At 58.7% G+C, this 13,130-nt stretch carries 11 protein-coding genes; 4 read left to right on the top strand and 7 right to left on the bottom strand.

All coding sequences use genetic code 11. The features are described from left to right. Nucleotides 1–27 precede the first annotated feature (27 nt). The 6 genes from RS75_RS12175 to RS75_RS12150 all read right to left on the bottom strand — a co-directional run bounded on the left by RS75_RS12175 (nt 28) and on the right by RS75_RS12150 (nt 8,049). A complete protein-coding gene (locus tag RS75_RS12175) occupies nt 28–906 on the bottom strand; it encodes an aldose 1-epimerase (RefSeq protein ID WP_045020739.1) in 879 nt (292 codons plus the stop codon). Then, the gene (locus tag RS75_RS12170) at nt 893–2,080 is read right to left on the bottom strand and encodes a galactarate dehydratase (protein ID WP_045020737.1); all 1,188 of its coding nucleotides are present in this window, start codon (nt 2,078–2,080) and stop codon (nt 893–895) included. Before RS75_RS12170 ends, RS75_RS12175 begins: the two co-directional genes overlap by 14 nt. Nucleotides 2,081–2,124: 44 nt before the next feature. Next, nucleotides 2,125–3,849, bottom strand: a complete 1,725-nt coding sequence (locus RS75_RS12165; RefSeq protein ID WP_045020736.1) for an ABC transporter ATP-binding protein — start codon at nt 3,847–3,849, stop codon at nt 2,125–2,127. Nucleotides 3,850–3,857: 8 nt separating this feature from the next. After that, the gene (locus RS75_RS12160; protein WP_045020735.1) at nt 3,858–4,982 is read right to left on the bottom strand and encodes an ABC transporter permease; all 1,125 of its coding nucleotides are present in this window, start codon (nt 4,980–4,982) and stop codon (nt 3,858–3,860) included. A gap of 9 nt (nt 4,983–4,991) precedes the next feature. Then, nucleotides 4,992–5,978, bottom strand: coding sequence for an ABC transporter permease (locus RS75_RS12155; protein ID WP_045020733.1), 987 nt, complete (start codon nt 5,976–5,978; stop codon nt 4,992–4,994). 121 nt (nt 5,979–6,099) lie between these two features. Beyond that, nucleotides 6,100–8,049, bottom strand: a complete 1,950-nt coding sequence (locus RS75_RS12150) for an ABC transporter substrate-binding protein (protein ID WP_045020731.1) — start codon at nt 8,047–8,049, stop codon at nt 6,100–6,102. 300 nt (nt 8,050–8,349) lie between these two features. Here RS75_RS12150 and RS75_RS12145 point away from each other — a divergent pair, with 300 nt between their 5' ends. From RS75_RS12145 to RS75_RS12130, 4 genes are read left to right on the top strand one after another with little or no spacing between them, the layout of a single operon-like run. Continuing rightward, on the top strand, nt 8,350–9,066 hold the full coding sequence (locus RS75_RS12145; RefSeq protein ID WP_045020729.1) for a FadR/GntR family transcriptional regulator: 717 nt from the start codon (nt 8,350–8,352) through the stop codon (nt 9,064–9,066). A 55-nt stretch (nt 9,067–9,121) separates the two neighbouring features. Beyond that, nucleotides 9,122–10,003: an SMP-30/gluconolactonase/LRE family protein gene (locus RS75_RS12140; protein WP_045020727.1), complete on the top strand. Its 882-nt coding sequence runs from the start codon at nt 9,122–9,124 to the stop codon at nt 10,001–10,003. A 32-nt stretch (nt 10,004–10,035) separates the two neighbouring features. Continuing rightward, nucleotides 10,036–10,932, top strand: coding sequence for a dihydrodipicolinate synthase family protein (locus tag RS75_RS12135; protein WP_045020725.1), 897 nt, complete (start codon nt 10,036–10,038; stop codon nt 10,930–10,932). A gap of 34 nt (nt 10,933–10,966) precedes the next feature. After that, nucleotides 10,967–11,548, top strand: a complete 582-nt coding sequence (locus RS75_RS12130; RefSeq protein WP_234704263.1) for a heme-degrading domain-containing protein — start codon at nt 10,967–10,969, stop codon at nt 11,546–11,548. Nucleotides 11,549–11,743: 195 nt separating this feature from the next. Here the strand turns inward: RS75_RS12130 and RS75_RS12125 are convergent, their stop codons facing one another. Continuing rightward, the gene (locus RS75_RS12125) at nt 11,744–13,114 is read right to left on the bottom strand and encodes an MmgE/PrpD family protein (protein ID WP_045020721.1); all 1,371 of its coding nucleotides are present in this window, start codon (nt 13,112–13,114) and stop codon (nt 11,744–11,746) included. Nucleotides 13,115–13,130 lie beyond the last annotated feature (16 nt).

The following is a 13,130-nucleotide window of genomic DNA, read 5'->3' as shown; positions in this document are numbered from 1 at the left end:
GCTATCCCCTGTCCACTTCGATCTGTTTCAGGGCCCGTGATCCGTATCGATGGAGACCCTGATGCGCCCCGACAGTCGCTCGCCGGGCGAGATCGTTTCGACACCCTGCCCTTTTCGGCTTGTTTCCGGCAAGCCAAGCGCTCCAGCGGCCATGGAAACGGGTTCAAGACAAAGATGGCGGTCCATACGGTGGACAGCGAGATGGCTAAAAACGGGATCAGCCTCGAGCAGCAGCGAAAATCTGCCTGACCCGACACGCGCATTTGACCAATCAGTGAAATGCAAGGTGTATCCCGTCGCAGCAGGAATGGCAGGTTCCGGGCGAGGCACCGCTGGCTGGCCGGTTGGCACGTTCCGCGCATCGAGGGGAAATTGCAGCTTGGCATCCGTGCGCGCGTCGCAGCCGAGCCCGGCAGCAAAATAGGGATGCCAGCCAAGAGAAACCGGGGCAGGCCTGTCCGCCAGACTGGTTATGGACAATTCCACTGTCAGACACTCGTCCTCAAGCCTGAAAGACTGCTCGGCGCGGAAAGAAAATGGCCATTCCTCATCCGCCTTGTAGTCAAGCACCAGCGCACACCGATCGGACGACAGGCTGGAAATATCCCATGATCGACGGTGAGCGGGGCCATGCATGGCGTCCGGCGCAAGGGCCGGATGCGGAAGAAGATCATGGCGGACGCCCGCATGAACGAACGAGCCGCCATATAGCCGGTTGTGGTAGGGAAACAGCGGGTAGGCACCGGCCCTCGGCCAGTTGAACGGGTCGAAAGCCTCTTCGGTTGTCGGCACCAGAATGTCGCCATGGTTCGCATGGTGTAGATGGGTCATCCTGCCGCCCCATGAAGGGCGCAGGCGTGCTGAAAGCTGCCCGCAGGCAATCGTAACCGTTTCAGGCAAAGGCATAGGAGCCATCGGGACGTTTCGGCACCCGTCTTTGCCAATGAACGTAACTATCTTCCTGCATGGCCTTTTCATCCATCTCGACCCCCCAGCCCGGACGATCCGGCCTCAGTTCCAGATATCCGTCCTTTGGCAGATAAGGGTCGACGACATAGCGCGTTTCATCCTCGCGTTTTTCGAGATCGGTCCCGCCATAAACGTAGCACTGCCCTTTCGGCAGCCTGTATTCAAGAATACGGAAATTCTGCTGGGCGGCGGAGAAATGGACATTGACGGCCGTGGCGAGCGGACCCATGGGGTTGTGCGGCGCAATGCTGACGAAATGAGCTTCAGCAAGCGTGGCGATGCGGCGCATTTCCGACATACCACCGACAACGCAGATATCCGGTTGAATGATATCCGCGCCCCGGACTTGCAGAAGACGCAGGAATTCATTGCGGTTATAAAGACTTTCACCCGTGGCCAGCGTGCAGTTCAGCCCCTGCTTCAGGTCTCCCCACATCTCGATGTTTTCCGGGCGCAACGGCTCTTCAAAAAACAGGGGATCGTAAGGAGCAAGCGCATTGCCGAGCTGACGGGCGGCGGCAGGCTCGAAAATCTTGGCATGGGCGTCAAAGGCAATATCGTAATCGGACCGCACCGTTTCGCGAAGCGAGCGGAAATATTCGGCCGAACTGCGTACCACCTCCCCCCAGCGATGGGCGTGAATATCGACGCGCCAGGGGCTGAGCTTGAAGGCCGTGAACCCCCAGTCCTCGTTGAGACGGTCAAATTCTTCCTTTGCCGCCGGCGCATCCGGCGCCGTGTAGACGCCGGCATAGACCTTGATGCGGTCACGTACTTCGCCGCCGAGCAGCTTGTAGACAGGCACCCCCGCCGCCTTGGCGGCAAGGTCCCAGAGGCAATGATCGAGCGCGGAGATTGCCGAAAGACCGAGTGCTCCGGGCGGAAAGCGGTTTTGCTGGAGGAGGAGATTGTAGAGATATTCGACCCGCGTCGGATCCTGCCCGGCAAGGAAGCCGTAGAGGTAATCCAGAACCGGGGGCAATGCGAGATCGGGGCCGTGATTGTAGCATTCGCCCCAACCAGTCAAACCATCATCGGTGTCGAGAGCGACGATGACGCGGGGGCGGTCCTTGTCGCGGGTAACGAATACCCGCATGCGATCGATTTTCATGCTTTGGTCTTCCTCTTGAATTGCGAGAAGCGACAGCCGCGCTGTTATCTGGCGGCGGCTCCGTTCTTGATCTCGGGCGGCTCGACGTAGCGGAACCTTCTCGTGCGGTCGCGGTCGCGCGGGTCCGGGCGCGGAATGGCCGAAAGAAGGGCCTGCGTATAAGGGTGATCAGGCGTGTTGCAGACTTTTTCCGCATCTCCCACCTCGACGAGCTTGCCGCGATACATCACCCCGACGCGGTCGCACATGTAGCGGATGACGCCGATATCATGGCTGATGAAGATATAAGCGAGCCCAAGCTCGTCCTGCAGGCGCATGAGCAGATCCAGCACCTGGAACCGGACCGAGACATCGAGCGCCGATGTCGCCTCATCCGCAACGATGATGCGCGGCTTCAACGTGATGGCGCGGGCGATGCCGATGCGCTGGCGCTGGCCGCCCGAAAAGGCATGCGGGTAACGTTCACGCCCGGCGGGCTCCAGACCCACCTGCTCCATCAGCGCGCAGACGCGTTCATCAAGCTCCTTGCCCCTGGCAATACCGTTGACCAGCAATGGCTCACCGATAACCTGCGCGACCGTCATACGCGGATTGAGCGAACCGAACGGATCCTGAAAAACCATGCGCAGCTCGCGCCGTGCCGCCTTCAGTTCGGCACCTTCGATCTTGGCGAGATCGACCACCGAGCCGTCCGCCCGGCGGTAGAGCATCTCGCCGCCGGTCGGATCGTAAAGGCGCATGATGGAGCGGCCCATCGTGGTCTTGCCGGAACCGCTCTCTCCCACGATGCCGAGCGTCTCGCCCGGAAGAAGTTTGATCGACACGCCGTCCAGCGCCTTCATCTCTCCAAAGTGCATGGAGAGGTCCTTCACCTCGAGGACAGGCGCTGCGGTAAGATCGAGCGGAGGCCGTGCGAGCCTGATCTCCGCTTTTTGCTCCAGCTTCAGAACGGAGCCGATCAACATGCGGGTATAGGGGTCCTGCGGGCTGTGGAATATCTCATCGACCGTGCCGTATTCCTTGGCGACGCCGTGATGCATGACCAGCACGTCGTCGGCAATCTGCGCCACCACGCCCATGTCATGGGTGATGAACAGCACCGCCATGCCATGCGCCTTTTGCAGCCTTGATATCAGGTCGAGGATTTCGGCCTGTGTGGTGACATCAAGCGCCGTCGTCGGTTCGTCGGCGATCAGCAGCTGCGGTTTGCAGGCCAGCGCCATGGCAATCATGGCGCGCTGACGCATGCCGCCCGAATACTGAAAGGCATAGCGATCCAGCGCCTTTTCGGGATTGGGAATTTCCACCTGGCGCAGCAGCTCGATGGCCTCAGTCCGCGCCTGTGCCTTGCTCATCTTCAAATGCAGACGCAGGACCTCGGTTATCTGGTCGCCGACAGTGTGAACCGGGGACAGCGACGACATCGGCTCCTGAAAAATCATCGCGATGTCTGCGCCGCGCACCGAGCGGATGGCCCGGCTGCGCGGATCGAGCTTTGCCAGATCGAGCGACGTGCCATCGGCACGGTTGAGGATGATCGATCCCGACGCGATGTGGCCGGGGCTGTCGATGATCTGCAGGATTGAGCGGGCGGTGACGGATTTGCCGGAGCCGCTTTCGCCGACGACGCAGAGCGTCTTGCCGGGATCGATGGAAAAAGACAGGTCGTCGACCGCGCGGAAAACACCGTTTCTGACGGGAAATTCGGTCACCAGATTGCGAACTTCGAGCAGGGGCCTGGCGGGCTTCATGGAAAGGATATCGCTCATCCGGGGCCTCACTTGTTGTAGGGATCGGCTGCGTCACGCAGACCGTCACCCAAGAGATTGAGTGCCATGACGGCCACGACCACCGCCACGCCGGGCAGGAACAGCCACGGCGCCGTTGCGATCGAGCGAATGTTCTGCGCCTCGCGAAGAAGCACGCCCCAGGAAATGGTGGGCGGTTGGAGGCCAAGGCCGAGGAAGGACAGCGAGGTTTCCGCAAGGATCATTGCCGGAACGGCCAAGGTGACCGAGGCAATGATGTGGCTCGAAAAACTGGGTAGCATATGGCGGAAAATGATGCGCCCTTCCGGTACGCCATCCAGCCGGGCAGCAGCCACGAATTCTTCCGTCCTCAGCGACAGGAACCTGCCTCGCACGACGCGGGCAAGCTGGGCCCAGCCGGTCAAGGACAGGATGATGGTGATCATCATGTATTGAAGGGTTGCCGGCCAGCCCTGCGGCAGGGCGGCGGCAAGCGCCAACCATATGGGAATGGTGGGCAGTGACAAAACGAAGTCGATCACGCGCTGCATGACGAAATCGATGCGGCCACCGTAATATCCCGAGATACCACCGAGGACGACGCCGAGCAGAAGCGAGAAAAACACGCCCACGAGGCCGATCGACAGGGAAATCTGCGACCCCTGTACGACACGACTGAAGACATCGCGGCCGAGACGGTCCGCACCGAAAAGAAAGAGCGGCCGCGTTTTGTCGGTGGAGGCCAGCAGATGGATATCCGTGGTGAACAGGCCAAACACGGAATATTCGTAACCGCGACCGAAAAGCTGGATCGGGATTTTCTTGCCCGTATCTTCGACGAACACCGCCGCCAGCGTCTCAGGATCGCGCGTCAGCTTCAGCGGATAATAATGCAGTCCGAACGAGAAACCGTCGGTCCTGTCGATGAAATGCACGCTCTGCGGCGGATGGAAGGTGGCGCGCGCATTCTGCAGCACCGGATCGTTTATGGCGAAAAATCCGGGGATGAGCGCAATGACATACATGGCGATTGTGACGAACAGGGCGGCCATGGCCAGCCTGTGGCGTTTGAACGCCCACCAGATGAGCTGCCACTGCGAGGCGACGGCGGCACGGTCTGGCCGGATAGTGGTGGTAACGGCGATATCGCTCATGGCGGCCTCCTATTCGAGACGGATGCGCGGATCGACCAGCGCAAGCAGGATGTCGCTGATAAGCGATCCGATCAACGTCAGCGCGCAGATCAGAAGCACGAAAGCGCCGGCGAGATACATGTCCTGCGCCATCAGCGACTGCAAAAGCAGCGGAGCCGCAGTGGGCAGATTGAGCACGATGGCGACCACCACGGAGCCTGAAATGAGATTGGGCAACAGCCATGCAATCGTGGAAATGAACGGGTTGAGCGCAATTCTCAGAGGATATTTCGTCAGCAGCCGGAACTCGGACAATCCCTTTGCGCGCGCGGTGGTCACATAGGGTTTGGGCAATTCGTCCAGCATGTTGGCACGCATGACGCGGATGAGGCTTGCCGTGGAGGACACAGCAAGGATAGCGACCGGCAGCCAGATATGGGCCATCAGATCCACCATCTTGGCGATGCTCCACGAGGCAGTCTCATACTCCGGAGAAAACAGCCCGCCGACATCGGCCCCGAATTCGACCGCCGCGACATACATCAGCACCAGCGCCAGCAAAAATGACGGTATGGAAAGGCCAAAAAACGAGAAGGCGGTAAAGAGATAATCGCCGATCGAATATTTGCGCACGGCGGAGAAAACGCCGATGGGAAGCGCAATGGCCCAGGTTGCGAGAAGACTTGCGAGGGCCAGAACCAGCGTCAGCGCCATGCGCTCCCAGATGAGGCCGGAAACGGGCTGCTGCCACTCGAACGAGATGCCGAAATCGCCGCGACTGATAATGCCCCATATCCATTTCAGATATTGCATGATCATCGGGTCATCGAGGCCAAAGCGTTCACGCAGCTGCGCCGCCGTATTGTGGTCGATGACCTCGTTGGAGGCAGCCAGTGTGGCGATGTAGGTCGTCACATAATCGCCTGGCGGCAGCTGGATCAGGACAAAGGCAAGGAAACTGACGGCGAACAGGGACGGTATCATCCACAGCAGGCGTTTTACGATAAATAGCAGCATGTCGCTCTCGCAATCACATTATACCGCACGCGCCGCCTTTCACCGGAAAGTCGGGTTGTCGGTGGTCGAAACAACCTGAGAGGCGTCGCCGCTTTAAGGCAGCGACGCCCATGTGGCGGTGTCAGCTTGTGAAGGTGAACTGTTGCGGCAACGCCGGGCCGGGGTTGGGCCACGACCAGCTGTCGGGTTCTTTCTCCGGCACATTGCGCAGATTGTTGCGGATGATACCGAAACCACCCACCGCAAGGCAAAGACCGATCGTCTCGAACTCTTCGGCCGCAATATCGAAGATTTCCTTCATCTTCTCGCCACGCTTGGCAAGGTCGGCTGTCGAACGCGCCTCGTCGAACAGTTTGAAGCGTTTCTTCTGGCTTTCGGGCGGCTCTTCGCCCTTCTGGCCGTTGGACGTGTACCAGAGCGCCCACGGAATGGCGTAGCGCGATCCCTGCGGATGGAACGCGAAGAAGTCGCGTGGATCGAGCATCGGATCAAGACCGCCGGGGCCGGGCCAGACCGCCGCGTCATGGGCGTTATCGTCCCCGCGCGTATAATAAAGCGCGCGTTCGATGGTGTTGACCTTGATATCGACGCCGATCTGCGCCCACTGCGCCTTCACCAGTTCCAGCGCATCGACAAGATCGGGATAGAGCGTAGGTATGACATCGATCGAGAAGAAGATCGGTTGACCGTCAGGCCGCAGCCGCATGCCGTTGCCGTTCTTCTTGTCGTAGCCGGCCTTGTCGAGAAGATCGTTCGCCTTGTCGGCGTCGTATTCGGTGTACTGACGCGCCAGCTTTTCATTATACCAGGGATGGGTCGGGCGCGGCCCAGCCTGATATCCCTCGCTCTGACCGAAATAGACGATATCGATGATTTCCTGCCGGTTGAGCGCGATGGACAACGCCTGACGGAACGACTTGTCGCCGAACATCTTGCGCATTTCCGGGTCTTTATGGGTGATGTTCAGGTAAATCTGGCATTGCTGTGCAGCTGAGGGCACCAGCGTCAGCAGACGGTAGTCGCCCTTTTTCATATTCTGCGACAGGGTCGGCTTGTTGGCCAGCACGCTGATATGGCGCTCCTGAATATCGATCTTGCCGGAAATGACGTTCAACATCAGCGATTCGACATCCTGCGAAATGCCGAAATTGACTTCATCGATGTAGGGCAGCTGATTGCCTTCCGTATCGACCTGCCAGAAGTAAGGGTTACGGGTCATCACAACCCGTGTCGCGCCGCCGGAATAGGGTTCCTTGACCACCCACGGGTCAAGCGTCGGCTTGTCGACATTCGACCAGCGGGACGGAATTTCGATATCGCCGCACTTGGCCCGGAACAGTTCCGTCCAGCTTGATACACCCGCAGCCTTCACATCGGCATCGAGCGATGTGTTGTATTTCGGCAGGAATTTGCTGCAATAATGCTTGGGAAACAGCGTTGGGTGCTGACCAAGCGGCGTGGCCAGGTTCTCGAGATAGAGCGCATTGGACGCTGCGAATTTGAACTTCACCGTGAAATCATCGACTTTTTCGACGTCGACCGCCTTGCCTGCAACGGAAAGCTGCGCTGGCGTGGCGCTATAGAGTTCCTTGTTCTTGATGCAGTCCTCAATGGCAAACACGACGTCATCCGCAGTGAAGGGATGGCCATCCGACCATTTCGCACCCTGCAACAGATGGAAGGTGAACTGCGTAGCGTCCTCGTTAACCTCCCATTTCTCGGCCAGGTTCGGCAGGACTTCGGTGAAGTCCATGTTCCAGCGAACCAGTCCCTGATTGCCGACCATGCGCAGGATGCCATTGTGGTCCGAAGAGCCGCGCAGGCCTCGGCGGAGCGTGCCGCCATAGGTGCCGATTTTCTCGTGCGGCGTCACCACCATCGGGTTTTTCGGCAGACGCTCGGCCAGGGGCGGCAATTTGCCGTCTTTCACCAGGGCTGCCAGTTCGGGCGCTTCCTTGCCGGCCGCAGCTTTCGCCGAGGTCCCGATGACGGAAAGCGCGGCGACGCCGCCAAGCCCCGCCACAAAGGTTCGGCGCGTTACGCCCAGTGAAAATGTATCGCCATCGCGCATCGATTATCCTCCCAAAAAATCACCGGCAGCGAAACGGCTTTCACTGTGTCGCAACAGCCCACCAGGCCAGCCAGCGCACCGATCCTCCATCGGCAGGCAGACCATATGGGCGTTTTCAGATGATTACAAGTATTGACAGATTTTTACATATTTTTTATTCGTAGGGCCAGTTTTCGAAAACAGGCTCGACGATAAAGATCGGAACGGCAGCGCCCCCGCTGATAAAACTCCGGTATTTCTGTTGCGAATGACATACAGGAAACCGTTCAACTTCAGCGATTTGCAACGAAAGGTGTGCTGATGGACAATACGACTACATCGTCGGCTGCGCGAGGCGAGACCCGGCTCAGCGACATTGTCTACGAAAAGATCGTCGGCATGATTTCGGACGGGCGGTTTCCCGTGAACGAGCGGTTGCCGTCGGAGCAAAATCTGGCGTCTTTGTTCGGAGCATCGCGGCCGGTTGTGCGTGAAGCGCTGGAGCGGCTGCGCAATGACGAGCTTGTCGTTTCCCAGAAAGGTTCAGGCTCCTATGTGCGCCAGCAACCGGATTCCTCTGTGTTGCAACAGGTACCGGTCGGCTCGCTGGCCGACGTACAGCGCTTTTTCGAGTTCCGGTCCGGTCTTGAGGCCTCTGCTGCGGAGCTTGCGGCACGAAACTGGCAAGCGGCCGACAAATCACGAATCGAACAGGCCATTGCCGCATTGGAGCAGTGCCTCGAGCGCAACGAACTTGGCGCGAACGAGGACTTTGCGCTGCACGAAGCCATTGCCAGGGCGAGCCATAACCAGTTCCACATCACGTTACGGATATGGTTCAAACCTCATTTCGCAATCGGCCAGTCGGTGACACGCAGCCTCAGCCTCAAGCGTACACCGCAGCATGTGCGCGAGGTGCAGAACGAGCATACCTTGATCGTGGAAGCGATTTTCGCGCGGCGGGAGCAGGCTGCGCATGACGCAATGAAAGACCACATCCTGAAAGCACGCGCACGTATGTTTCAGGGCGTCGGCTAGCACCGTTCCAGCAATTCGAAAAACGAGGCCGCAAAAGGGCGATGGAGAGTAACCAGTGAGCCAGCCGCGCATCATAGAACCGAAGCTGCGTACCCTCATCGATACGCCGTTGAAGGTTGGTGAATCGCCCACATGGGACGAGCGAACCGGCGACCTATGGTTCGTGGACATTCTCGCTCCCGCCATTTTCCGCCTGCGCCCGGACGGAAAGCTCGACAGATACGATATGCCCGCCCAGGTCGGCTGTCTCGGTCTTTGCGACAACGGCCTGATCGTGGCGGGCCTCAAGACCGGCGTGCACCTGCTCGATCCGGCAAACGGCAAGCTCGACCTTCTGTGTGACCCGGATGAAGGGCGGCCCGACAGCCGCCTCAACGATGGCAAGGTTGGCCCGGACGGGTATTTCTGGGTGGGCACCCGCGACGAGGCCGCCGTGCCGACCGGCAATGCGAGGCTCTACCGTGTCGCACCTGACGGTGGCTTCGAGCGTATCATCGATGGGGACATGTTCACTTCAAACGGGCTTGCCTGGAGCCCGGATGGAAAGCGGATGTATCATTCCGACAGCAGCGGCCTGATGTTTCAGGCGTTTGATTTCGACGTCGCGACGGGCAGACTGGGGGCCGCCGAACGCCTTCATGATTTCGCGCCCGACGAAGGCAGGCCGGATGGCGCAGCGACCGATTGTGAAGGCTGTTACTGGAGCGCCGGCGTTCAGGCCGGACGTCTCAATCGCTTTTCACCGGATGGCGAATTATTCGAGATCTATAGGCTGCCATTCAAGGGGCCGACGATGCCGTGTTTTGGCGGCCCGGATCTCAAAACGATCTATCTCACGAGCCTCGTGACCGAAACGAACGGAACAACCACCGCAGGCACGCTTGTTGCGTTTGATGCACCTGTCGCGGGTGCAGCCATTCACAAGTTTTCCATCTGAAGACGCCCTTTGATTTTTAAGGAACCCAGTTGATGACGACATTCGATTTTCGCCAGGCTCTGCACGGCATTTCCGGCGTCCCAGTAACGGCTTACGAGACAGACGGGGAAGTCGATATAGGTGTCACCACCGAAGCCTATGCCCGTGTTGCAAGGGCGGGCATCCACAATATCGTTGCCGCAGGCAATACAGGCGAGTTTTACGCTTTGACGCCCGCCGAAATTCTCAAGGTCTACGAAGCTGCGATTGAAGGGGTGAGCGGGCAAGCTCCCGTTACAGCCGCGATTGGACGTTCGCAGCGGGAGGCCCTGTCCATGGCGCGACAAGCCAGAGAAATGGGCGCCTCCGCCGTCATGTCACATCAGCCGGTCGACCCCTTCGCAGCCCCGCAGTCGCAGATCGACTATTTTATCGGCCTGGCGGAGGGCAGTGAATTGCCGCTGGTGGCCTATGTCCGTGCCGACGGGTTTTCAGTCGATGACATGGTCAGGCTTTCCAGCCACCCGAATGTCGCAGGCATCAAGTTCGCGACGACGGACATCATGCTTCTGTCACGCGCGATTGCCGCTTCCGATCCGAATGGCGCACTCTACGTCTGTGGACTGGCGGAAAGCTGGGCGCCTGCCTTCTGCGCCGTCGGCGCCCGCGGTTTCACATCCGGTCTCGTCAATGTCGCACCGCAATTTTCCCTGCAAGTTCATGATGCCCTGACGGCCGGTAACTTCTCGGCTGCCCGGAAGATCGTTGAAAAGATCGAGTTGTTCGAACGGCTGCGGACACGATATCGAAACGGCGCCAATGTGACGGTGGTGAAGGAAGCGATGGAAATCCTGGGGCTTGCGGTCGGTCCCGTTCGAGCGCCAGGACTTGCCCGTCTGGACAAAGAGGATCGTGCAGCACTTGAAGGCCTGCTTGCCAGCTGGCAATGACGGAAGCCTCATCCTCATCTGCGGAAACATCGTGATGGATGCAATCAACAATGGGAATGGCGCTGGAAGAAGTTTGCCGCATTGCAGGCCTGCCGGTGGACGGCAAGCCGCAACTGACAAGAATGTAAACCTGAAGGATCATTGGATGACGTTGAGAACACCAAGTATCGCGGAACTTGTGGATGAGCAGAACGCGATCAGGCTGGACCGGTTTGATTACGACTTTGCCTGGGAGCTTGGCAGCCGCATTCGGTCGCGTGCGCACCAAGATGCTCTGCCAGTGGCAATCCAGGTGAGACATGGAACCGACGTTGTGTTCGCGACGCTGGTGGGTGGAGCAACGATCGACAATTTTGACTGGACCCGCCGCAAGTGCGCGGTGGCTCATCGTTTTCACCGCAGTTCGTTGCAAATCAGGCTTGAAGCTGAAGAGAGCAAGTACGATTTCAATGAAAAGTTTCGGCTTCCGGTCGCTGATTATGTTGCAAGCGGCGGCGGAGTGCCGCTTATCCTCAAGGGCGGCACACTGATTGGCTCGGTCGCTGTCAGCGGACTGCCCAATGTCGAAGATCACAATCTGGTAACGGATACTCTGCGCGAGATGCTTCACCACTGAGGCCATCCACCAATAGGGGAAGGGCTGGGCACAGATTGAGCGTACAGAACCCTTCGCCTTGATGGGGATGGAACCTTCGGCTCGATACCTATCGGTCATCTCAGTGGAAATACTGTTTTCACTGCGAAACGCGAGTTTAGGCTGGCTCTGGGATCAAGCGTTTTTTAGTCATGTCTGGTAATTTTTGACGACGTGTCATCTTCCGACATTACTGCCAGCCCCTTTTAACTGCCGCAGCACATGCTCCACAGAACGGGCCCGCTCTAGACGAGTCAAAGCAGCGTACTGACCTTCATCAGCCGAGCGCACCCAAGCCAGGCAATCAATAAACTTCGACTGCCGTTCCGTTTCTGTGATGGGGTCTGCGGACGATCCTTTGGCATGAAGGCGCTCTCTCCACAGCGTCCGTCCGTCCGCCAATCTGACCGTTAACTGATGAGCAATGCGTTCAACCCCGCGCTCCTCTTCAGCACTGTAGGCTTCCATGGTAATCTTGGGCATATGACGCCGGATATCCGGCCTCAAAATTGCATCGCGCGTGAAATCGGCAAGTGTAAGTCTGCCTTGAACCAACGCCGCAGCGAGGCAGTACTGCATTGAGAACCGCGCCTGCATCTCATCGGACGGATCCGGATAGGCAAGATTGTCGACGGCAGATCGGCCTACTTTTGTTTCAATGCACTGGACGTCGTCGAGCGAGAACCCATGCTCGTTCTGCAAATCGAGCGCAGCATCTATAACTCGATGTGTAGAAGCACAGCATGGATGAAGTTTCGTCACCAACCCACGGGTTTCAATGATATGGGTTTCGTCTGGGGAAAATGCATCCCAACCCGCTGAATCTGCACCTCCGAACAAATCCAGGAAACCTTGCGGCCGCTCCAGGATGTCCAGCCGTCCGGTTATGCCCGCCCGTGCAAGAAACGCCGCCTCGACGGCATTGCGGGCTGCAAGACCGGCATGAAGCGGTTTCACGGACGTACCAAACTGAGCTTTCGGACCGGAGGCAAGGCTGACCGCGATACTCATCGCTTGCGAAACACGCACGTTATCAAGCCCAAGGAGGATGGCCACCCCTGCCGCCGTACCAATGCAACCCACTGTAGAGGTACCATGCCAACCGCGGTTGTAGTGGGATGGATTTACGCCAAAACCAACGGCGGCCTGCGCTTCGAGACCGGCAAGGTAAGCGCAAAGAAGCTGATCACCGGAAACCGAACCGTTTGCCGACGCGATTGCCAGCAGAGCAGGCACCAGGACGGCAGAAGCATGCGCGCGGGCCGGATGGAAATTGTCATCGAAATCCAGACAATGCGCGGCGGTGCCGTTGATCAAGGCTGCAATAGAAGGTGAAGACCGCCCGCCGGCGAACACCATCGAGACGCCCATTACGCCGATCTCGCCAGAAAATGCAGCCGAAACCGAACGGGTTGCCGGGTCACCAGTACCAGCAATCATGCAGCCGATCGTGTCAACGAACGCCTGTTGTGCCCGCGCTTTGGCGAGGGATGAGTATCTGGCTCTCGATGCGACATGCGTTGCGATCTGTTCCAATACTGTTGCCATTACCGTGCACCCTTCC

It is taken from the genome of Rhizobium nepotum 39/7, assembly GCF_000949865.1.
In the GTDB taxonomy this organism is placed as follows: Bacteria; Pseudomonadota; Alphaproteobacteria; order Rhizobiales; family Rhizobiaceae; genus Agrobacterium; species Agrobacterium nepotum.
The sequence above is the reverse complement of the archived record's forward strand: the minus strand, read 5'-3'. Positions and strand labels throughout refer to the sequence as shown.